The following is a 19496-nucleotide window of genomic DNA, read 5'->3' as shown; positions in this document are numbered from 1 at the left end:
CGGTCGGGGCGTCAGAGGTTGTCGAGGGCGGTCAGGTCGATGTGGATGTCGTACGGCTTGTCGACCTTGATCAGGTCGCGATGCATGCCCATGTGCACGTACGCCTTGGTGAGGGGATCGAGCTCGTACACGTGGACGACGGGCCTGCCGCTTGTCCCGTTCTGAAGTCGCCGGGCAGGCCGTCGCGCAGGCCGCTGACCAGCAGGTCGACCATGTTGCCGTGGAAGCGGCGCTGCGGACTCGCGAAAACCAGACTCCCGTCGATCAGCTCGGTATGTGGCGGGAGATCCGGCAGTGTGAACAGGTCGTCCACGGTGTAGCCGTCCTGCGGCGGCACCGGCCACTGGGCGCGGCGCTCAATGGACTCGGCGGTCATGGTTCCTCCCGTGGACGGGATCCTGTTGCCTGTCCTCCACGGTAGCGGCCGATCCTCGATCACGTCACCACAAAGAGTGACGAACCGCACGCGGTCCGCCACCTCCCCCAGAGGGCCTACGCTTGAAGGCTGATCGATCCCCGCGTCAGGAGTGAAATGGCCGTCAACCTGGTCAATGTCGAGAACGTCAGCAAGGTGTACGGCACCCGTGCCCTCCTCGACGGCGTCTCGCTCGGCGTGTCCGAAGGGGACCGGATCGGGGTCGTCGGGCGCAACGGCGACGGAAAGACCACCCTGATCCGGATGCTCGCCAGGCTGGAGGAGGCCGACTCCGGCCGCGTCACCCACTCCGGCGGGCTGCACCTCGGCGTGCTCACCCAGCACGACTCCCTCGATCCGGCCGCCACCGTCCGTCACGAGGTCATCCGGGACATGGCCGACCACGAGTGGGCGGGGAACGCCAAGATCCGGGACGTGCTCACGGGGCTCTTCGGGGGGCTCGATCTCCCCGGGTTCCCGCAGGGGCTCGACACCGTCATCGGCCCCCTCTCCGGTGGTGAGCGCCGCCGTATCGCGCTCGCCAAGCTGCTCATCGAGGAACAGGACCTGATCGTCCTGGACGAGCCGACCAACCACCTCGACGTCGAGGGCATCAGCTGGCTGGCACGGCATCTGCGCGAGCGCCGCTCCGCGCTCGTGTGCGTCACGCACGACCGGTGGTTCCTGGACCAGGTCTGCACCCGGATGTGGGACGTGCAGCGGGGCACGGTCTACGAGTACGAGGGCGGCTACTCCGACTACGTCTTCGCGCGGGCCGAGCGGGAACGGATCGCCGCCACTGAGGAGACCAAGCGGCAGAACCTCGTCCGGAAGGAACTCGCCTGGCTGCGACGCGGCGCTCCTGCCCGCACCTCCAAGCCCCGCTTCCGCGTCGAGGCCGCCAACGAGCTGATCAAGGACGTACCGCCGCCCCGGGACAGGAGCGAGCTGATGAAGTTCGCGTCGTCTCGGCTCGGCAAGACCGTCTTCGATCTTGAAGACGTCACCGTGCAGGCCGGCCCCAAGGTGCTCCTCAAGCACGTCACCTGGCAGCTCGGCCCCGGCGACCGCATCGGCCTCGTCGGCGTGAACGGCGCCGGCAAGACCTCCCTCCTGCGCGCCATGGCCGACGCCGCCCGCAGTGAAGGGGAGCAGCAGCCCGCCGGGGGACGGGTCGCCGTCGGCAAGACCGTCAAGCTCGCCTATCTGTCGCAGGAAGTCGCGGAGCTCGACCCCACCTTGCGTGTCCTGGAGGCGGTGCAGCGGGTCCGCGAACGCGTCGACCTCGGCAAGGGCCGCGAGATGACCGCCGGGCAGCTGTGCGAGACGTTCGGGTTCAACAAGGAGAAGCAGTGGACCCCCGTGGGGGACCTGTCCGGCGGTGAGCGGCGGCGGCTTCAGCTCCTGCGCCTCCTCATGGACGAGCCCAACGTCCTCTTCCTGGACGAGCCCACCAACGACCTCGACATCGAGACCCTCACCCAGCTGGAGGACCTCCTCGACGGCTGGCCCGGCTCGATGATCGTGATCTCCCACGACCGGTTCTTCGTCGAGCGGACCACGGACCAGGTGTACGCCCTCCTCGGCGATGCCACGCTGCGGATGCTGCCCCGCGGGATCGACGAGTACATCGACCGGCGCCACCGCATGGAGGAGGCCGCCGCCGCGGCCGTCACCCCCGCGCCCGTGACAGAGAAGGCCGCCGTCTCCGCCGCCGACGCCCGCGCCGCCAAGAAGGAACTCCAGCGGATCGAGCGGCAGTTGGACAAGATCTCCGAGCGGGAGGCCAAGCTCCACGGGCAGATCGCCGAGAACGCGACGGACTTCGAGAAGGTGGCCAAGCTCGACGCCGAGCTGCGTGAACTCGTGGGCGAGCGCGAGGAACTGGAGCTGCGCTGGCTGGAACTCGCCGAAGACGCCTAGGCGTTCGGACGTAACGAGGGCATCACGGGCCGGTCCTCCCTTGGGAACAGGGGCGGGACCGGCCCGTTGGTCATGGGCGCCGCAGCGCCCGAGATCACATCCTCCGGCATCGCCGCGGTGGTGTCCGAGTCGGCAGTCGTGGTCGTACCTGCCGTCCGCCGGCGTGATCTTCGTACGCAGCTCGCCGGTGTCGTCGAGCGATCCCGAAGTCGTCCGAGCTGCTCTACTCCGACGGGCGGCTGTTCTTCGGCAGGGATCTGGTCAGCAATCGGTTTTCGACGGACGCGAGGTCGTACACGGCGCTCGGCTTCGGCGCGAAGTAGCGCGCGGGCCGCGCATGGTGAGGCCTCGCTCCTGTTCAGGGGCGGGGCCTTGCGCGTACCCCTCATCAGGCGCGAATGGGCGGGATTTCGGTAATCCGGGGCGCTTCTCACCGGTAGGGGAAGCGCGACGTCGAACAAGCGTGTAGCTTCCGGGGGCATGAAGGGCGGGGGGTGCGCCGGGGGGCTTCTGTCCGTGCGGGCCAGTGCGCATCCATAGTGGGCATCCATGGGGGGGACTGGGGGGTTGCTCGATGGGAGTGCGGCTGATGGTGGTCGACGACCACCGATTGCTCGCCGAGGCGCTGGCCTCGGCACTGAAGCTGCGGGGGCACCGGGTGCTCGCCGCGGCGGCGCCCGCCGCGGGCGCGGCGGAACTCGTGATCACCAGGGCACCCGAGGTGTGCCTGTGGGGTACGGCGACACCCGCCGAGCCGGGGGTCTTCGACCCGGTGGTGCGCATCAAGCGGGAGCGTCCGCAGGTCGCGGTGCTGGTTCTCGGGCCGGTGCCGAACCCGCGCGGGATCGCGGCCGCGTTCGCCGCCGGCGCCTCGGGCTACGTACGCCACGACGAGCGCATCGAGGGTGTCGAGCGGGCGATCATGAAGGCGCGGGCGGGGGAGGCGGCGGTGGCGCCGCAGTTGTTGCAGGGGGCGTTCAGCGAGTTGCTGAATCCGGCCGCGCAGCCGGACGACGAGGGGCAGCGCCTGCTGCAGATGCTCACCCCACGCGAGGTGGAGGTCCTGGTGCGGGTCGCGGACGGTGAGGACACGCGGCTGATCGCGGCCGGTATGGGCATAGCGCCTTCGACGGCCCGCACCCATGTCCAGCGGGTCCTGATGAAGCTGGGCGTGGGCTCCCGCCTGGAGGCAGCGGCCCTGGCGGCCCGCACGGGCCTCCTGGACCGCGCGGTGCCCTCCGGGGGTGAGCCGGGGTAACCACGGGCCGTGTCTCGGCTGCGGGCCGTCGGTGGTTGCTCGCGCAGTTCCCCGCGCCCCTTAGGGGCGCGGGGCAGCCGTGCCGCCATAGCTGCGCAACCCACCCCCGGGCACGCTGTCAACGCCGGGCCGCGCAGCCCGGTTACTCCGGCGGAGCAACCGGCTTCTCGTCCGGCGGAGCAACCGGCGGATGCGACAGCGGTCGTAGCCACAGCCACACCAGGAAGAAGACGCCCAGGGCGAGCATCCCCAGCCCTGTCCACAGATTGATGTTGACGCCCTCGGCCTTGTCGATGGCGGCGTCGGAGGCCGTGAGGCCCGCGATCGTGACGATGATGCCGTAGAGCACGAACAGACCGCCGATGATGCGGCGCAGGTCGAAGATCCGTGCGGCGGTCGCGGACTTGTGCTCAAGATCGGTGACCGCGCGCTGGACCTCGCGCTCGGAGTACTCGGACATGGTCTCTCCTATCCTTCCTATCCTCCCTGTCCTCCCGCGGTCACAGCGAGAAGGGGATGTAGCAGGCGGCGGCAAGGACGACCGCGCCCCAGCCGAGCAGGGCGGGCCTGCGGTACCAGGCGTCGTCGCCGACGGCGGGTGGCTCGGCCATACCGGGCGAGCGGGTGCCGTACACCAGGCCGCGTAGGTCGTCCTCCGGCTTCGGCGCGGTGAACAGCGAGACCGCCGCCATCACGACCGCGCCGGCCACGAAACCCGCGATCGCGGAGACGAAGTTGGCGCCCTGGTCGGAGGGGATGCCGATGATGCCCTGCTTGTAGATGACGAAGTAGTTGACCATCGCCGCCGTCGTGCCGGCGAGCAGGCCCCAGAAGCCGGACTTCGCGGACGCGCGATGCCAGAACATGCCGACGATGAAGACCACGAACATCGGCACGTTGAAGAAGGAGAAGAGGGTCTGGAGGTAGCTCATGATGTTGGAGAAGGACGACGCCAGGAACGCCGTGCCGATCGACGCGAGCACTCCGATCGCGGTGATGAGCCGGCCGAACCTCACGTAGTACGAGTCCTCGCGGTGCGTGATCACGTACTTCGCCCAGATGTCGTTGGTGAACACCGTGTTGAAGGACGAGACGTTGGCCGCCATGCCGGCCATGAAGGCGGCGAGCAGACCGGTCACCGCGATGCCGAGCACGCCGTTGGGCAGCAACTCCTGCATCAGATACGGGATCGCGTCGTTGTACTGGAGATCCGAGCCGGAGGTGCCGATCTTCGGCACCAGGACGGCGGCCACCAGGCCCGGGATCATCACCAGGAAGACGATGAAGATCTTCGGGTACGCGGCGATCAGCGGGGTGCGCTGGGCGGCGGAGAGGTTCCGCGCGGACAGGGCGCGCTGCACCTCGGCGAAGTTGGTCGTCCAGTAGCCGAAGGACAGCACGAAGCCGAGGCCGAGGACGATCGTCAGCCAGTTGGCGCCCAGCGGGTTGACGTGGCCGATGCCGGTGCCGCCCCAGGCGGTGACGAAGTCGGGGCCGTGGGTGGCGGTGAGTTTGTCGGTCAGGCCGCCCCAGCCGCCGACCTTCTTCAGACCGAGGGCGGTGATCGGGATGAGGGCGGCCAGGATCACGAAGAACTGGAGCACCTCGTTGTAGATCGCGGACGACAGACCGCCGAGCGTGATGTAGGCGAGGACGAAGAAACCGGCGACCACGATCGCCACCCACTGCGGCCAGCCCAGCAGCGCCTCGACGACGATCGCGAGGGCGTAGAGGTTCACGCCGGCGATCAGGATGGCGGCGAAGGCGAACAGGATCGAACTGAGCAGATGCGCCCCCTTGTCGAAGCGGAGCAGCAGGAACTCAGGGACCGAGCGGACCTTGGAGCCGTAGTAGAACGGCATCATCACGAGGCCCAGGAAGACCATGGCCGGGATGGCGCCGATCCAGTACCAGTGCACGGTGTAGGCACCGTACTGGGCGCTGTTGGCGGCCATCCCGAGGATCTCGGTGGCGGCCAGGTTGGCCGAGACGAACGCCAGACCGGTGATCCAGGCGGGCAGGGAGCGCCCGGAGAGGAAGAAGTCGAGGCTGGTCTTCACGGAGCGGCGGGCGGCGAAGCCGATGCCCAGGACGACGGCGAAGTAGATCCCGAGGATCGCGTAGTCGAGGCCGTTGGTGGGGAGCCGGAGCCCGGCGGCCAGATATGTGGGGGTTTGCATGAGTCCTCGCTTCGTTGCGTGAACCGATCAGAGCGGAACCTGCGCCTCCGTATTCGGTATTTGAACGCCCCCTGTTGGTGAAGTTTGTTTGATTGTGACGTTGACGGTTCTGGTGAGTTGTGTTTTGGTGTGTTGAGTTATGTTTGAAGGGTGAGTGGCTCGAATGGAGAGTCCGACGTGAAGAAGACCTCGACCCGGCTGGCCGACGGTCGTGAGCTCATCTACTACGACCTGCGGGACGACGCCGTGCGCGACGCCGTCGACCGCAGGCCGCTGGAGCGCACCGTCACGACCTCCGAGATCCGCCGTGATGTGCTGCTCGGCGACTCCGTCGCCATCGCCTCGCACCGACAGGGCCGCACCTATCTGCCGCCGGCCGACGAGTGCCCTCTGTGCCCCTCCCAGGGCGAGAGGCTGAGCGAGATCCCCGACTCGTCGTACGACGTCGTGGTCTTCGAGAACCGCTTCCCCTCGCTCGCCGGTGACTCCGGCCGCTGCGAGGTCGTCTGCTTCACCTCGGACCACAACGCCTCCTTCGCCGACCTGACCGAGGAGCAGGCGGGGCTGGTCCTGGACGCCTGGACCGACCGCACCGCGGAGCTGTCCCACCTGCCCTCCGTCGAGCAGGTCTTCTGCTTCGAGAACCGGGGCCAGGAGATCGGCGTGACCCTCGGCCACCCGCACGGGCAGATCTACGCGTACCCCTTCACGACGCCGCGCACCGCCCTGATGCTCCGTTCGCTCGCCGCGCACAAGGAGGCGACCGGCGGGGAGAACCTGTTCGACGCTGTCCTGGAGCGCGAACTCGCCGACGAGCGGGTCGTCCTGGAGAGTGAACACTGGGTGGCCTTCGTGCCGTACGCCGCGCACTGGCCGTACGAGGTCCACCTCTACCCCCGCCGCCGCGTCCCCGACCTGCTCGCGCTCGACGAGGAGGCACGCACAGAGTTCCCCAAGGTGTATCTGGAACTCTTGAGGCGCTTCGACCGGATCTTCGGTGAGGGTGAGCCGCCGACGCCGTACATCGCCGCCTGGCACCAGGCGCCGTTCGGCGCGCTGGAGGAGTTCGAGGGTGTCAACCGTGAAGACTTCGCGCTCCACCTCGAGCTTTTCACCATTCGCCGCACTTCCGGCAAGCTGAAGTTCCTCGCGGGTTCCGAATCCGGCATGAACGTGTTCATCAACGACGTGCCGCCGGAGGCCGCGGCCCGGCGACTGCGAGAGGCAGCGAGTTCATGAGTGGGAAGTACCTGGTCACCGGCGGCGCCGGCTATGTGGGCAGCGTGGTCGCGCAGCACCTGCTGGAGGCGGGCCACGAGGTTGTTGTCCTCGACAACCTCTCCACCGGCTTCCGCGAGGGTGTACCGACGGGTGCTTCCTTCATCGAGGGTGATATCCGCGATGCCGCCAAGTGGCTGGACCCCTCGTTCGACGCGGTCCTGCACTTCGCCGCGTTCTCGCAGGTCGGCGAGTCGGTCGTGAAGCCCGAGAAGTACTGGGACAACAACGTCGGCGGCACGATGGCGCTGCTGGACGCGATGCGCTCGGCCGGCGTGCGCAAGCTCGTCTTCTCCTCGACGGCGGCGACGTACGGCGAACCCGAGCAGACGCCGATCGTGGAGAGCGCCCCGACGAAGCCCACGAACCCCTACGGCGCCTCCAAGCTCGCCGTCGACCACATGATCACCGGCGAGGCGGCCGCGCACGGCCTGGGCGCCGTGTCCCTGCGCTACTTCAATGTGGCGGGCGCGTATGGCTCCTGCGGCGAGCGGCACGACCCCGAGTCCCACCTCATCCCGCTCGTCCTCCAGGTCGCGCAGGGCCGCCGCGAGGCGATCTCGGTCTTCGGTGACGACTACCCGACGCCGGACGGCACCTGCATCCGCGACTACATCCACGTAGCGGACCTCGCCGAGGCCCACCTGCTGGCGCTGGCCGCCGCCACCCCCGGCGAGCACCTGATCTGCAACCTCGGCAACGGCAACGGCTTCTCCGTCCGCGAGGTCATCGAGACGGTGCGCCAGGTGACCGGACACCCGATCCCGGAGGTCGTGGCCCCGCGCCGGGGCGGCGACCCGGCGGTCCTGGTCGCCTCCGCGGCCACGGCCCGCGAGCGGCTCGGCTGGAACCCGTCCCGCGCGGACCTCGCGGGAATCGTCGCGGACGCCTGGGAGTTCGCACAGGACATCGCAGCACAGAACAGCGCAAGGGAGCAGTAGGTGGGCGTACGCGAGGGCTTCGAGGAGCTGTACGGGACGGCTCCCGAGGGCGTCTGGTCGGCACCGGGCCGGGTCAACCTGATCGGCGAGTACACGGACTTCAACGAGGGGTTCGTGATGCCGTTCGCGCTGCCGCACACGGCGGTCGCGGCGGTCTCGCGCCGCACCGACGGCGTGCTGCGTCTGCACTCGGCGGACATCGAGGGCCCGATCGTCGAACTGCACGTCGACGAGCTGGAGCCGCTCACGAACACCAGCTGGGCCGCGTATCCGGCCGGTGTCGTCTGGGTGCTGCGCGAGGCGGGCCACGCGATCACCGGCGCGGACCTGCATCTGTCCTCGACGGTGCCGACGGGCGCGGGCCTGTCGTCGTCGGCGGCGCTGGAGGTGGTCACCGCCCTGGCCCTGAACGACCTGTTCGGTCTCGGCCTGACGGGCGCCGAGCTGGCCAGGTTCGCCCAGCGCGCCGAGAACGACTTCGTGGGCGTGCCCTGCGGCATCATGGACCAGACGGCGTCGGCGTGCTCCACCGAGGGCCACGCGCTGCACCTGGACTGCCGGGACCTGTCGATCCGCCAGATCCCCTTCGACCTGTCCTCCCAGGGCCTGACCCTGCTGGTCGTCGACACCCGCGTCAAGCACGCGCTGGGCGACGGGGCGTACGCCGAGAAGCGTGAGGGGTGCGAGGAGGGCGCACGGCAGCTCGGGGTCTCGCACCTTCGGGACGTCGCGTACGAGGACCTGGAGTCCGCGCTCGCGCGCCTGTCCGACGAGCGGGTGCGCCGCTATGTGCGCCATGTCGTCTCGGACGACCACCGCGTCGACCAGGTCGTCGCCCTGCTGGACGCGGGCGATGTCCGGGCGATCGGACCGGTGCTGACGCAGGGCCATGTCTCCCTCCGCGACGACCTGCGCATCTCCTGCCCGGAGCTGGACCTGGTGGTGGACACGGCGAACGCCTCCGGCGCGCTGGGCGCCCGGATGACGGGCGGTGGCTTCGGCGGCTCGGCGATCGTGCTGGCGGAGGCGTCGGACGCGGACACGATCACCAAGGCGGTCGAAGAGGCGTTCGCTGCCGCGGGCTATACGGCGCCTCGGGTGTTCCCGGCGGTGCCCTCGGCCGGCGCGCGCCGCCTGAGCTGATGTCGCCGCCCGGAGGGGCTGATAAATCAGCCCCTCCGGCGTTTGAGGAGCGGGGTCCGGGGCGGAGCCCCGGCGGGGCGCAGGGGCGGAGCCCCGCTGGCGGTCCAGGGGGCGGAGCCCCCTTGGCGGGGTCGAAGGGGCGGAGCCCCTGGGGACGGGACGGGTAGGGGCGGCGGGGGCGAAAGCCCATCCCGCCTCAGCCCAAGCGCTTCGTCAGCGTGTACTCCGTGACCCCCGGCGGATAGTCGGGGATCACGCACACCACCTCGTACCCCTGCTTCCTATAGAACTCCGGCGCCTGGAAGTCCCACGTCTCCAGGCGCGCGGCCGCACAGCCACGCTCCTCGCGCGCCACGCGCTCCGCCTCCCCCAGCAGCCGCGTGCCCAGTCCCGCCCCCCGGTGGCGGCCGTCCACCCACAGGTACGCGACGTGCAGCCACGTCGTCCAGGTGTGGCCCACCAGCCCGCCCGCCAGATCGCCCGCCGCGTCCAACGCCCAGACGTGCAGCGGAACTTCGCGTTCGCCCGGCGTCCCGCGCAACGCGCGCAGCACCGGTGACGCCGCCGTGTTCGTCTCGCGCAGCCGAGCGCGGAGCAGATCCCGCCGCTCTTTGTCGACTTCTGTCTCGATACGAAACATGCGGCTCACCATAAACGCGCTGGCCAACCAGTTCTGCAAATTACCTTCCGCTCCCGGCTCCCGGCCCTACCCTGTGAACAGCACCGGTGGGGGCCGGTGCTGATCAGGGGGCGAGACAGTCGGGTACGACGCCCGGGGTGGGGGTAGCAGTTCCAGCACGGCGGCGGCCGTGCGGCTGCGTCGCCCCGTCCCAGGCGGTTGACCGGGGGACACTTCGGGCGTCGTACCCGCGCCGACCGTCCCCCGAGCAGTGGGGGTATCAGTGGTTCGCATCCGAGTTCTGGTCGTCGACGACCATCGCATCTTCGCCGAGTCGCTCGCCGCCGCCCTGGCGGCCGAGCCCGACGTCGACGTGTCCGCCGCCGGCAGTGGTCCGGCCGCACTGCGCTGCCTGGAACGGGCGGCGGCGGAGGGCCGCAGATTCGACGTGATGCTCGTCGACGCGGACCTCGGCGGCAACGTCCTGGGTTCGCGCCCGGCGGTTTCCGTCCAGGAGGGCAACGAGGACGGGCTCGTCGACGGCATCTCGCTCGTCGCCGGTGTCCGCTCAGGTCAGCCGAGCGTGCGGACCGTCGTCCTCGCCGAGAAGGACGACCCGCGCCGCGCCGCGCTCGCCCTCCAGGCCGGCGCCTCCGGCTGGGTGGCCAAGGACTGTTCCCTGTCCCGGCTGCTGACGGTCATCCGGGGTGTGCTGCGAGACGAGACGCACCTTCCGCCCGCCCTGCTGACCGGGGTCCTGCGCGAGCTGACGGCCGCCCGCAAGCACCGCACCGAGAGCGAGCGGCTGGTGGAGTCGCTGACGCCCCGGGAACGGGAGGTGCTGCGCTGCATGGTCGCGGGACTGGGCCGCAAGGCCGTCGCCGAGCGGCTGTTCCTCTCCCCGCACACGGTCCGCACCCATATGCAGAACGTCCTCGGGAAGTTGGGCGTCCACTCCACCCTCGCCGCCGTCGCCCTCGCCCGCCGCGCCGGCGTCGGGCCGGTCGACCTAGCCGGGGATGTTGTCGAACGGGGCGGTCAGCTGGCGTAGCAGCGCGGCCAGTTCACCGCGCTGGGCACTGCTCAGCTCCGACAGGATCGCCCGCTCCTGGTCGAGCAGCCCGGCGAGAGCCTGGTCCGCCCGGTCCCGGCCCACGTCCGTGAGGCGGACCAGCACGCCCCGGCGGTCGCTGGGGTCGGGCAGCCGCTCGACCAGACCCTTCTTCGCGAGGCGGTCGATGCGGTTGGTCATCGTGCCGGAGGTGACCAGTGTCTGGGTCAGCAGTTGGCCGGGGGAGAGCTGGTAGGGGCTGCCGGCCCGCCTCAGCGCGGTCAGGACGTCGAACTCCCAGGGCTCCAGGCTGTGCTCGGAGAACGCCAGCCGGCGCGCGCGGTCCAGGTGCCGGGCCAGTCTGCTCACCCGGCTGAGCACTTCGAGCGGTTCCACGTCGAGGTCCGGGCGCTCCCGGCGCCACGCCGCGACCAGCCGATCGACCTCGTCCTCCATGACGATCAGTGTAGTGGTTGTGTCGACATGAAGTCTCTTGATGTGAAGTCTCTCGACGTAGAGCTTCTTGATGCAGTATCTCTTGACGTCGAGATACTTCGGGCGTGAGGATGGATGTCCGTACGGAGGCGGCGTCATACGGGGGCGACGCCTCCGTACGAGGACGCCGTGCCCGTTCGTCGTCAGGAGGCCCTGCCATGCCCGCCGCCCCCACCTGGGACCCCGGTCAGTATCTGCGTCACGCCGGCCACCGCGCCCGCCCCTTCGTCGACCTGCTCGCCCGCGTCCCCCAACTGCCCGGCGACCCGCCCCGCATCGCCGACCTGGGCTGCGGGCCCGGCAACGTCACCGTGCTGCTCGCCGACCGCTGGCCGACCGCGCACATCGTCGGGTACGACAACTCGCCCGAGATGCTCGACAAGGCCCTCACCGAGCACGAGGGTCCCACTCCCGGCGGCGGCCGTCTCGACTTCTCCTACGCCGACGCCCGTACCTGGGCGCCCCCGGAGCCGTACGACCTGATCATCAGCAACGCCACCCTGCAGTGGGTGCCCGCCCACGCCGACCGCTTCCCCGGCTGGATCGCGGGCCTCGCCCCGGGCGGCACCTTCGCCTTCCAGGTCCCCGGCAACTTCGACTCGCCCAGCCACCGGCTGATGCGGGAGCTCGCCCACTCGGCCCGCTGGAAGGCCCGCCTCGCCGACACCTTGCGCCACGACGACGCCGTGCTCACCCCCGGGGCCTATCTGGAGCGCCTCACCGACCTCGGCTGCACGGCAGACGTCTGGGAGACCACGTATCTGCACCTCCTGGAGGGCGAGGACCCGGTCCTGGACTGGGTGAAGGGCACCGGGCTGCGGCCGATCCTCACCGTGCTGGGCGAGGAGGCGGAGGAGTTCCTCGCCGACTACCGCACGGCCCTGCGCGAGGCGTACCCGGCGACGGCCCACGGCACGGTGTTCCCGTTCCGCCGTATCTTCGCCGTCGCCACCAAGGAGGCCTGAGCGATGCTCACTGCCGTCGACCACGTCCAGCTCGCCGCCCCACCCGGCTCCGAGTACCTGCTGCGCGCGTACTACGTAGACGTCCTCGGCATGACAGAGATCCCGAAGCCGCCGGCGCTCGCCGCGCGCGGGGGCTGCTGGTTCCAGGCGGGTTCCGTGCAGCTGCACCTGGGGATCGAGGTCGACTTCCGGCCCGCGAAGAAGGCCCACCCGGGGCTGCGGGTGACGGACATCGAGGCGTACGCGGCCCGGCTGGGCGAGCGCGGGGCGACGGTCACCTGGGACGACAACCTGCCGGGCCACCGCCGCTTCTACTCGGAGGACCTGGTGGGGAACCGGTTGGAGTTCCTGGAGCCGATCGCTACAGCCGCCTGAGAGCGTCCAGCGTGATGTCGATGTCGATGGCGAACGGCCTGGAGAGTTCGAGCTTGTCGTGGTGGATGCCGGTGAGCGCGTAGCTCTTGTTGACCGGGTCCAGCTCGTAGGTGCGGATCACCGGATGCTGATTGCCTTCGGCCATCTCGGCCAGCCAGAAATGAGGGATCCCGGCGGCCGCGTATTTCAGGGGCTTGGCGTCGTGGTCGCGCGCTTCGGAGTCCGGGGACACGACCTCTACGGCGAGTACCAGGTCCTCCGCGTCGAACCGGGTCTGCTCGAGTCCGGTGTCCGCGTCCGCACGGATCACGCTGACGTCCGGTTCAGGAGCGTTGCGACGATCGAGAACGACCGTCATCTCACGCTTGACCTTGAGGTTGCCGGGTACCGTCAGCCGCAGCCCGTGAGCCAGCAAGTCGATCATCAGCATGTGGAAATTTCGCTGCGGACTCACGAAGACCAAGCTCCCGTCGATCAACTCGGTGTGCGGCGGGAGGTCCGGCAGGGCGAACAGGTCATCGACCGTGAAGCCTTCGGGTGGCGGCACGGGCAGGTGGATGCCGGGCTCGGACTCGTGTGCGGCGAACGGCTCGGCAGACATGGTGATTCCTCCCATGAACGGGATTCTCGGACCGTGTACCCACGGTAGTGGCCGAGACCGACAAAGGTCACATCGGGTGATCACGCACCCCGTGCCTCAGCTTTTCCGGTGCCCTATCAGCCGCGGCCTCTGCTCCAGTCCGTCCAGCCCGTGCCACGCCAGGTTCACCAGATGCGCCGCCACCTCGGCCTTCTTCGGGCGGCGTACGTCCAGCCACCACTGGCCGGTGAGGGCCACCATGCCGACCAGCGCCTGCGCGTACAGCGGCGCCAGCTTCGGGTCGAAGCCGCGGCTCTTGAACTCGCGGCCCAGGATGTCCTCCACCTGGGTGGCGATGTCCGAGATGAGAGACGCGAACGAGCCCGTCGACTGCGGGATGGGGGAGTCGCGGACCAGGATGCGGAAGCCGTCCGTGTACTCCTCGATGTAGTCCAGGAGGGCGAAGGCCGCCTGCTCGCACAGTTCACGCGGGTGACCGGCCGTGAGGGAGCTGGTGACCATGTCCAGCAGGCGGCGCATCTCGCGGTCCACCACCACCGCGTACAGGCCCTCCTTGCCGCCGAAGTGCTCGTACACCACCGGCTTGGAGACCCCGGCCTTCGCCGCGATCTCCTCCACCGAGGTGGCCTCGAACCCCTTGGCGGCGAACAGCGTGCGACCGATCTCCAGCAACTGCTGGCGGCGCTCCGCACCGGTCATCCGGGTGCGACGGGTGCGCCGCGGCTTTTCGTTGCTGGGGGTGCTGGAGGAGTCGGTGGCCACGCGTCAATCATGCCGCGTCGGCGGTCGCCTTCCCGCGTCGGGAGCCGTTCCCGTCCGTGCTGCGGCGGGAATCGATACGCGAGCGTGACGGCCAGCGCACGTCATACGCCCATCCGAGCTGCTCGAACCAGCGGATGATCCGCGCCGAGGAGTCGAGCTGACCGCGCTCCACACCGTGCCGCGCCGAGGTCGGGTCCGCGTGGTGCAGGTTGTGCCACGACTCGCCGCACGACAGGACCGCCAGCCACCACACGTTGCCCGAACGGTCGCGCGACTTGAACGGGCGCTTGCCCACCGCGTGGCAGATCGAGTTGATCGACCAGGTCACATGGTGCAGCAGCGCCACCCGGACGAGTGACCCCCAGAAGAACGCCGTGACAGCGCCCCACCACGACATCGTCACCAGCCCGCCGATCAGCGCCGGCAGCGCCAGCGACACCGCCGTCCACAGCACGAACTGGCGGGAGATCGTCCGGATCGCCCGGTCCTTGATCAGGTCCGGCGCGTACTTGTCCTGCGGCGTCTGCTCCTCGTCGAACATCCAGCCGACATGGGCCCACCACAGGCCCTTCATCAGCGCGGGGACCGTCTCCCCGTACCGCCACGGAGAGTGCGGGTCGCCCTCCGCGTCCGAGAACTTGTGGTGCTTGCGGTGGTCGGCCACCCAGCGCACCAGCGGGCCCTCCACGGCCAGCGACCCGGCGATCGCCAGCGCGATCCGCAGCGGCCGCTTGGCCTTGAAGGAGCCGTGCGTGAAGTAACGGTGGAACCCGATCGTGATGCCGTGGCAGCCCAGGTAGTAGAAGAAGACCAGCAGGCTCAGGTCGAGCCAGCTCACGCCCCAGCCCCACGCCAGCGGCACCGCCGCGAGAAGCGCCAGGAACGGGACGGTGATGAACAGCAGGAGGGTGATCTGCTCGATCGAGCGCTTCTGCTCGCCGCCCAGCGTGGCGGAGGGCAGCGCGGTGTCGTCGTTCGCCTTCGGGGCGTCTTCGATCACATCGGAGCTTGTGGTCATGGGGCGTCCCCTGTGGGGTCGAGGGTTGTGGCAGGTGCCCGGGGGTACGGGCCCCAGGGTGCTCCCGGAATCCGACGGAAGACCCTACGGTTCCGTAACCTACGGCGTCGTAAGTATGGCAGCGCGTCGTCCGGCGGCAAGAGCCCGAGAGTCTGCGCGTCCACACGGACACCTATCCTTGGAGTCGGTCGGACAGCGCGGTCCGCTCTGTTTTCTTCCCGGATGCCCGGTCCGTATGCGGCACCCGCCGCGCGGCACCCATCCGGGTCCCCTCCCAGATGAGCTTCAACACTGCAAGGAGCCGCACCTGTGAGCAGTGCCGACGACCAGACCACGACGACCAGCAGTGAGCTGCGCGCCGACATCCGCCGGCTGGGTGACCTGCTCGGCGAGACCCTCGTCCGGCAAGAGGGCCCCGAGCTCCTGGAGCTGGTCGAGCGGGTCCGCCGGCTGACCCGAGAGGACGGGGAGGCAGCCGCGGAACTGCTGCGCGGCACCGAACTTGAGACCGCCGCCAAGCTGGTGCGCGCCTTCTCCACCTACTTCCACCTGGCGAACGTCACCGAGCAGGTGCACCGCGGCCGTGAACTGCGCGCCAAGCGCGCCGCCGAGGGAGGACTCCTCTCCCGCACGGCGGACCGGCTCAAGGACGCCGACCCCGAGCACGTGCGCGAGACCGTCGAGCACCTCAACGTGCGCCCCGTGTTCACGGCGCACCCCACCGAGGCCGCGCGCCGGTCCGTGCTCAACAAGCTCCGGCGCATCGCCGCACTCCTGGAGACCCCGGTCCTCGAGGCCGACCGCCGCCGCCACGACACCCGGCTGGCCGAGAACATCGACCTCGTCTGGCAGACCGACGAACTCCGGGTCGTCCGTCCCGAGCCCGCCGACGAGGCCCGCAACGCCATCTACTACCTCGACGAGCTGCACGCCGGCGCCGTCGGCGACGTCCTGGAGGACCTCACCGCGGAACTGGAACGCGTCGGCGTCAAGCTGCCCGACGAGACCCGCCCCCTCACCTTCGGCACCTGGATCGGCGGCGACCGCGACGGCAACCCCAACGTGACCCCCGAGGTCACCTGGGAGGTGCTGATCCTCCAGCACGAGCACGGCATCAACGACGCGCTGGAGATGATCGACGAACTGCGCGGCCTGCTGTCCCAGTCCATCCGCTACACCGGCGCCACCGAGGAACTGCTGGACTCCCTGCGCGCCGATCTCGAGCTGCTGCCCGAGATCAGCCCCCGCTACAAGCGCCTCAACGCCGAAGAGCCCTACCGCCTCAAGGCCACCTGCATCCGCCAGAAGCTCGTCAACACCAAGCAGCGCCTGGCCAGGAGCACCCAGCACGAGCCCGGACGCGACTACCTCGGCACCTCCGAACTCCTGCACGACCTGCGGATCATCCAGACCTCGCTGCGCGCCCACCGCGGCGGCCTCCTCGCCGACGGCCGCCTCGCCCGCACCATCCGCACCCTCGCCGCCTTCGGCCTCCAGCTCGCCACCATGGACGTCCGCGAGCACGCCGACGCCCACCACCACGCCCTCGGCCAGCTCTTCGACCGGCTCGGCGAGGAGTCCTGGTGCTACGACGACATGCCGCGCGAGTACCGCAGCAAGCTGCTCGCCAAGGAACTGCGCTCCCGGCGCCCCCTCGCCCCCACCCCCGCGCCCCTAGACGCGGCCGGCGCCAAGACCCTCGGCGTCTTCGAGACCGTCAAGCGGGCCCTGAAGGTCTTCGGACCCGAGATCATCGAGTCCTACATCATCTCGATGTGCCAGGGCGCCGACGACGTCTTCGCAGCCGCCGTCCTCGCCCGCGAAGCAGGCCTCATCGACCTCCACGCCGGCTGGGCGAAGATCGGCATCGTCCCCCTCCTGGAGACCACCGACGAGCTCAAGGCCGCCGACATCATCCTGGAGGACATGCTCGCCGACCCCTCCTACCGCCGCCTCGTCGCCCTGCGCGGCGACGTCCAGGAGGTCATGCTCGGCTACAGCGACTCCTCCAAGTTCGGCGGCATCACCACCTCCCAGTGGGAGATCCACCGCGCCCAGCGCCGCCTGCGCGACGTCGCCCACCGCTACGGCGTACGCCTGCGCCTCTTCCACGGCCGCGGCGGCACCGTCGGCCGCGGCGGCGGCCCCAGCCACGACGCGATCCTCGCCCAGCCCTGGGGCACCCTCGAAGGCGAGATCAAGGTCACCGAACAGGGCGAGGTCATCTCCGACAAGTACCTCATCCCCTCCCTCGCCCGCGAGAACCTGGAACTGACGGTCGCCGCCACCCTCCAGGCCTCCGCCCTGCACACCGCCCCCCGCCAGTCGGTGGAAGCCCTGGCCCGCTGGGACGCCGCGATGGACGTGGTCTCGGACGCCGCCCACGCCGCCTACCGCGCACTGGTCGAGGACCCCGACCTGCCGGCGTACTTCTTCGCCTCCACACCCGTGGACCAGCTCGCCGACCTGCACCTGGGCTCCCGCCCCTCGCGCCGCCCCGACTCGGGCGCCGGCCTCGACGGCCTGCGCGCGATCCCGTGGGTGTTCGGCTGGACCCAGTCGCGGCAGATCGTGCCCGGCTGGTTCGGCGTCGGATCCGGCCTCAAGGCCCTGCGCGAGGCCGGCCTCGACACCGTGCTCGACGAGATGCACGAACAGTGGCACTTCTTCCGCAACTTCATCTCCAACGTCGAGATGACCCTCGCCAAGACCGACCTGCGGATCGCCCGCCACTACGTCGACACCCTCGTACCCGACGACCTGAAGCACGTCTTCACGGCCATCGAGACGGAACACGAACTGACGGTCCGTGAAGTCCTGCGGGTGACCGGCGAGAAGGAACTCCTCGACGCCAACCCCGTCCTCAAGCAGACCTTCACCATCCGCGACGCCTACCTGGACCCGATCTCCTACCTCCAGGTCGCCCTCCTCAAGCGCCAGCGCGACGCCGCGGCGGCGGGCACCGAAGCGGACCCGCTGCTGTCCCGGGCGCTGCTGCTGACGGTGAACGGCGTGGCAGCCGGCCTGCGCAACACCGGCTGACGGCCTTGCGGACATGACAGCGGCCCCCGAGCCCGTACCGGCTCGGGGGCCGCTGTCATGTCCTGTGGACGTCAGCCCTGTGAGACCTTGCGGCGGCGCAGCACCAGATAACCGCCGGCGGCCACGAGCGCTGCCGCGAGAGCGGACAGCACACCGACCGGGGCGCTGCTGCCGGTTTCCGCCAGACCGCCGCTGCCGCCCTGCGCCGAGGGGGACGCCGACGCGGACGCCCCCGTACCGGACGACGAACTCGGCGAGGCGCTCACCCCGGCCGAGCCCGAGGGCGAGACCGACGCGGAGGCCGACGCGGAGGGCGACGCGGACGCGGACGCCGACGGTGAGCCCGACGGAGTGGAGCCGCCGCCCTGGTCGTCCGAACAGTCCGTCCAGAACACCTTCTGCTTGGCCCGGCCCTTCTCACCGTCGAAGTTCCAGAACAGCTTGTAGTGCCCGTCCGGCAGCGTCATGTCGGCCGTACGGCCGTGACCCTCGGTGTCCAGGGTGATGTCGCCGGTCTTCACCGTCTCGCCCTTGGGCTTGCCGGTCGGGGCCCAGACCTCGATGTGCCAGTCCACCTGCTGCAGACCGTCGAAGTTGAAGGCATCCAGGTAGAACGAGCAGACGTGCGGCTCGTTGCGCTGGTCGGACTCGTCCGTCGACGACTTGTGGATCTTCACATCGCCGTTGTCGCCCGGAGCCGAGGCGTGGGCGGACGGAGCGGTGAGCAGCGCTGCTGAGGCGACGGCGACCAAGGCGCCGGCGCGCGTGAGGGTACGCATGGGCAGTTCCATCTTCGAGAAAGGCCAACGGAAGATGTGGAGGGGGCGGCTCAGCTTCCGGCCCAGCACGACGACAGGTCAATCACGAACAGACAACACACAAACTTTCTACAGAGCGGAAGCGGCCCCAAACCGCTCAGAGCGCCACGAAAGCCGCCGTCAACAGCGCCATCCCCGACCCCGCCAGCACCCACGCCACACGCGTCAGCCGCAGCCCGCCCGCCACCACCACCGAAGCCAGCAGCAGCGCACCCCCCAGCGGGAGCCACGAATACAACACCCCCGCCGGACCCGAACGCACGACGTCATCCGTACCCGGCTTCACCACCACCGCGTACGTCTGCCCCCGCTTCACCGCGACCGACTTCTCGATCACCACACTCCCGCGCGCCGCAGCCCCGGCCGACAACGGCGTGAACGGACCACTGCACGTCCGAGCCCCGCACCGCGACACCTCAACCGTGCCCCGCTCACGGCCCTTGGTCAGCATCACGTACTGCGCGGTGCCCCAGGAACCCCAGAAGCCGGCGACCAGGATCAGCACCGCGATCGAACCCATCGCCGCGCGCCGCCCGAACCGCAACACCGCGACCGCGCCCTGAGTGGAGGAGACGGCAGAAGGCATGGCGGCGATCCTTGGCCATCGCCCGG

The 19496-nt window shown here is 69.8% G+C and carries 18 protein-coding genes and 1 pseudogene; 9 read left to right on the top strand and 10 right to left on the bottom strand.

Annotated elements, in window-relative coordinates:
• Positions 1–11: 11 nt before the first annotated feature.
• Positions 12–376: pseudogene (locus Q2K21_RS32315) on the bottom strand (hypothetical protein).
• A 156-nt stretch (positions 377–532) separates the two neighbouring features.
• On the opposite strand from Q2K21_RS32315, the gene Q2K21_RS32310 reads away from it, so the two are divergent.
• Complete coding sequence (locus tag Q2K21_RS32310; protein WP_310778501.1) at positions 533–2338, top strand: ABC-F family ATP-binding cassette domain-containing protein; 1806 nt, start codon at positions 533–535, stop codon at positions 2336–2338.
• A 574-nt stretch (positions 2339–2912) separates the two neighbouring features.
• Positions 2913–3596, top strand: a complete 684-nt coding sequence (locus Q2K21_RS32305) for a helix-turn-helix transcriptional regulator (RefSeq protein WP_310778498.1) — start codon at positions 2913–2915, stop codon at positions 3594–3596.
• 142 nt (positions 3597–3738) lie between these two features.
• Here Q2K21_RS32305 and Q2K21_RS32300 read toward each other — a convergent pair whose 3' ends face one another.
• Positions 3739–4056: a hypothetical protein gene (locus Q2K21_RS32300; protein WP_310778494.1), complete on the bottom strand. Its 318-nt coding sequence runs from the start codon at positions 4054–4056 to the stop codon at positions 3739–3741.
• A gap of 40 nt (positions 4057–4096) precedes the next feature.
• A complete protein-coding gene (locus tag Q2K21_RS32295; RefSeq protein WP_310778491.1) occupies positions 4097–5776 on the bottom strand; it encodes a sodium:solute symporter family protein in 1680 nt (559 codons plus the stop codon).
• Positions 5777–5953: 177 nt separating this feature from the next.
• Between Q2K21_RS32295 and galT the strand changes: the two genes are divergently transcribed.
• From galT to galK, 3 genes are read left to right on the top strand one after another with little or no spacing between them, the layout of a single operon-like run.
• Positions 5954–7015, top strand: a complete 1062-nt coding sequence (gene galT / locus Q2K21_RS32290; protein WP_310778488.1) for a galactose-1-phosphate uridylyltransferase — start codon at positions 5954–5956, stop codon at positions 7013–7015.
• Positions 7012–7995 (top strand): UDP-glucose 4-epimerase GalE, encoded by a 984-nt coding sequence (galE, locus tag Q2K21_RS32285; protein WP_310778485.1) that lies wholly within the window; start codon positions 7012–7014, stop codon positions 7993–7995. The genes galT and galE overlap by 4 nt, the downstream gene beginning before the upstream one ends.
• A complete protein-coding gene (gene galK, locus Q2K21_RS32280) occupies positions 7996–9138 on the top strand; it encodes a galactokinase (RefSeq protein WP_310778482.1) in 1143 nt (380 codons plus the stop codon).
• 196 nt (positions 9139–9334) lie between these two features.
• On the opposite strand, the gene Q2K21_RS32275 is transcribed toward galK, so the two are convergent.
• Positions 9335–9790, bottom strand: coding sequence for a GNAT family N-acetyltransferase (locus tag Q2K21_RS32275; protein WP_310781352.1), 456 nt, complete (start codon positions 9788–9790; stop codon positions 9335–9337).
• A gap of 250 nt (positions 9791–10040) precedes the next feature.
• Here Q2K21_RS32275 and Q2K21_RS32270 point away from each other — a divergent pair, with 250 nt between their 5' ends.
• Positions 10041–10808, top strand: a complete 768-nt coding sequence (locus Q2K21_RS32270; protein ID WP_310778479.1) for a response regulator transcription factor — start codon at positions 10041–10043, stop codon at positions 10806–10808.
• Here the strand turns inward: Q2K21_RS32270 and tamR are convergent.
• Positions 10767–11264 carry a MarR family transcriptional regulator TamR gene (gene tamR / locus Q2K21_RS32265; protein WP_310778476.1) on the bottom strand — a complete coding sequence of 166 codons (498 nt, stop codon included), beginning with the start codon at positions 11262–11264 and terminating at the stop codon, positions 10767–10769. The genes Q2K21_RS32270 and tamR overlap by 42 nt on opposite strands.
• A gap of 197 nt (positions 11265–11461) precedes the next feature.
• Here tamR and Q2K21_RS32260 point away from each other — a divergent pair, with 197 nt between their 5' ends.
• Positions 11462–12268, top strand: coding sequence for a trans-aconitate 2-methyltransferase (locus Q2K21_RS32260; RefSeq protein ID WP_310778473.1), 807 nt, complete (start codon positions 11462–11464; stop codon positions 12266–12268).
• Between the two features lie 3 nt (positions 12269–12271).
• A complete protein-coding gene (locus tag Q2K21_RS32255) occupies positions 12272–12643 on the top strand; it encodes a VOC family protein (RefSeq protein WP_310778471.1) in 372 nt (123 codons plus the stop codon).
• On the opposite strand, the gene Q2K21_RS32250 is transcribed toward Q2K21_RS32255, so the two are convergent.
• From Q2K21_RS32250 to Q2K21_RS32240, 3 genes are all read right to left on the bottom strand, one after another.
• Entirely contained in the window at positions 12630–13244 is a 615-nt protein-coding gene (locus Q2K21_RS32250) for a Uma2 family endonuclease (RefSeq protein ID WP_310781351.1), read from the bottom strand. The two genes, Q2K21_RS32255 and Q2K21_RS32250, sit on opposite strands and share 14 nt — an antisense overlap.
• Before the next feature lie 96 nt (positions 13245–13340).
• Complete coding sequence (locus Q2K21_RS32245) at positions 13341–14006, bottom strand: TetR/AcrR family transcriptional regulator (RefSeq protein ID WP_310778469.1); 666 nt, start codon at positions 14004–14006, stop codon at positions 13341–13343.
• A gap of 7 nt (positions 14007–14013) precedes the next feature.
• Complete coding sequence (locus Q2K21_RS32240) at positions 14014–15024, bottom strand: acyl-CoA desaturase (RefSeq protein ID WP_310778467.1); 1011 nt, start codon at positions 15022–15024, stop codon at positions 14014–14016.
• Between the two features lie 309 nt (positions 15025–15333).
• Here Q2K21_RS32240 and ppc point away from each other — a divergent pair, with 309 nt between their 5' ends.
• Positions 15334–18066 carry a phosphoenolpyruvate carboxylase gene (gene ppc / locus Q2K21_RS32235; RefSeq protein ID WP_310778465.1) on the top strand — a complete coding sequence of 911 codons (2733 nt, stop codon included), beginning with the start codon at positions 15334–15336 and terminating at the stop codon, positions 18064–18066.
• A 71-nt stretch (positions 18067–18137) separates the two neighbouring features.
• Here the strand turns inward: ppc and Q2K21_RS32230 are convergent, their stop codons facing one another.
• Together Q2K21_RS32230 and Q2K21_RS32225 are read right to left on the bottom strand one after the other, a co-directional pair.
• Positions 18138–18845: an LPXTG cell wall anchor domain-containing protein gene (locus tag Q2K21_RS32230; protein WP_310778462.1), complete on the bottom strand. Its 708-nt coding sequence runs from the start codon at positions 18843–18845 to the stop codon at positions 18138–18140.
• A gap of 136 nt (positions 18846–18981) precedes the next feature.
• Positions 18982–19470 carry a hypothetical protein gene (locus tag Q2K21_RS32225; protein WP_310778459.1) on the bottom strand — a complete coding sequence of 163 codons (489 nt, stop codon included), beginning with the start codon at positions 19468–19470 and terminating at the stop codon, positions 18982–18984.
• Between the last annotated feature and the right edge of the window lie 26 nt (positions 19471–19496).

It is taken from the genome of Streptomyces sp. CGMCC 4.7035 (assembly GCF_031583065.1).
GTDB classification, from domain to species: Bacteria; Actinomycetota; Actinomycetes; order Streptomycetales; family Streptomycetaceae; genus Streptomyces; species Streptomyces yaanensis.
Note: the sequence above shows the minus strand (reverse complement) of the source record. Positions and strands in the feature narration are given on the sequence as shown.

What these genes read in the sequence shown, in the direction of transcription:
- Q2K21_RS32310 (WP_310778501.1), top strand. Translation starts at nt 533, where the DNA reads ATGGCCGTCAACCTGGTCAATGTCGAGAACGTCAGCAAGGTGTACGGC.
- Q2K21_RS32305 (WP_310778498.1), top strand. Translation starts at nt 2,913, where the DNA reads ATGGGAGTGCGGCTGATGGTGGTCGACGACCACCGATTGCTCGCCGAG.
- Q2K21_RS32300 (WP_310778494.1), bottom strand. Translation starts at nt 4,056, where the DNA reads ATGTCCGAGTACTCCGAGCGCGAGGTCCAGCGCGCGGTCACCGATCTT.
- Q2K21_RS32295 (WP_310778491.1), bottom strand. Translation starts at nt 5,776, where the DNA reads ATGCAAACCCCCACATATCTGGCCGCCGGGCTCCGGCTCCCCACCAAC.
- galE (WP_310778485.1), top strand. Translation starts at nt 7,012, where the DNA reads ATGAGTGGGAAGTACCTGGTCACCGGCGGCGCCGGCTATGTGGGCAGC.
- Q2K21_RS32275 (WP_310781352.1), bottom strand. Translation starts at nt 9,790, where the DNA reads ATGGTGAGCCGCATGTTTCGTATCGAGACAGAAGTCGACAAAGAGCGG.
- tamR (WP_310778476.1), bottom strand. Translation starts at nt 11,264, where the DNA reads ATGGAGGACGAGGTCGATCGGCTGGTCGCGGCGTGGCGCCGGGAGCGC.
- Q2K21_RS32260 (WP_310778473.1), top strand. Translation starts at nt 11,462, where the DNA reads ATGCCCGCCGCCCCCACCTGGGACCCCGGTCAGTATCTGCGTCACGCC.
- Q2K21_RS32255 (WP_310778471.1), top strand. Translation starts at nt 12,272, where the DNA reads ATGCTCACTGCCGTCGACCACGTCCAGCTCGCCGCCCCACCCGGCTCC.
- Q2K21_RS32250 (WP_310781351.1), bottom strand. Translation starts at nt 13,244, where the DNA reads ATGTCTGCCGAGCCGTTCGCCGCACACGAGTCCGAGCCCGGCATCCAC.
- Q2K21_RS32240 (WP_310778467.1), bottom strand. Translation starts at nt 15,024, where the DNA reads ATGACCACAAGCTCCGATGTGATCGAAGACGCCCCGAAGGCGAACGAC.
- Q2K21_RS32230 (WP_310778462.1), bottom strand. Translation starts at nt 18,845, where the DNA reads ATGCGTACCCTCACGCGCGCCGGCGCCTTGGTCGCCGTCGCCTCAGCA.
- Q2K21_RS32225 (WP_310778459.1), bottom strand. Translation starts at nt 19,470, where the DNA reads ATGCCTTCTGCCGTCTCCTCCACTCAGGGCGCGGTCGCGGTGTTGCGG.